General features: G+C 50.3%; 1 protein-coding gene. It reads left to right on the top strand.

The annotated features are described in order from the left end of the window. Nucleotides 1-714 (top strand): metallophosphoesterase (locus tag H740_RS09165; RefSeq protein WP_002953444.1); only part of this gene is annotated, 714 nt, incomplete at its 5' end. Between the last annotated feature and the right edge of the window lie 177 nt (nucleotides 715-891).

The following is an 891-nucleotide window of genomic DNA, read 5'->3' as shown; positions in this document are numbered from 1 at the left end:
CAAATAAAAATGTTAGATGATTATGACGACCAAATTTACCTCATCGGCGACGTTCACGGCTGTTATAAAACCCTTTGCGCCCTGATAGATCGCTTGCCGCGCGGCGCCGATTCTAAAATTTGCTTCGTCGGCGATCTGATAGACCGCGGCGAGGGAGGTTTTGAGGTCGTGCAGCTAGCGATGCGGCGCGGTTACGCGTCCGTGATGGGTAATCACGAGTGCCGCCTTTTGCAGCACAAAGACGCATTTTTACGCGGTGAGACGCCTAGCGACCCGCGCTGGTTTTACCTAAACGGCGGCGCGCAGACTTTCGCCTCCTACGCCAAAGCTAGCCGCGTACAAAAGCTCGCGCATTTAAAGTTTTTGTCAAATTTACCGCTTTATTTGGAGTTTGCCGAGTTTAAAAACGCTCAGGGCAGGCGGCTCGTCGCGTCGCATTCGGCGATTGGGCGGATGTGGGCGCTACGCAACTCGCACGGCGATAGCGCGGCGGAGTTTAGGCGGCATGTGCTTTGCGGCAGAGGCGATTTTAGCCAAAACGAAGGCGTTTTTAACGTCTACGGCCATACGCCAATCGCTGAGCCCGATATCACGGAATTTAGCGCAAATATCGACACGGGCTGCGTTTATAAGCATGGTTTCGGCCATCTTTGCGCGCTTGAGTTTCCGAGTATGCGGGTTTTTATGCAGGAAAATATCGAGGAGGGCGGGTGATTCTAGTCAAATTTTGAGGCTAAATTTGACTAAAATTTGAAATTTACGCACCGAGACCCGTACCGCGAAAATGCTAAATTTGGGTTGATTAAATTTGACGCCATGTGTTAAAAACCATCTAAACAAAAAAGATTGTTTGAGGTCGTTTTGCTTCTTTGTTAAGGGGGAAGGGGCTTG

Origin of the sequence: Campylobacter showae CC57C, from assembly GCF_000344295.2 — a bacterium.
Lineage (GTDB): Bacteria > Campylobacterota > Campylobacteria > Campylobacterales > Campylobacteraceae > Campylobacter_A > Campylobacter_A showae_B.
This window is presented reverse-complemented; position numbering and strand designations above follow the sequence as displayed.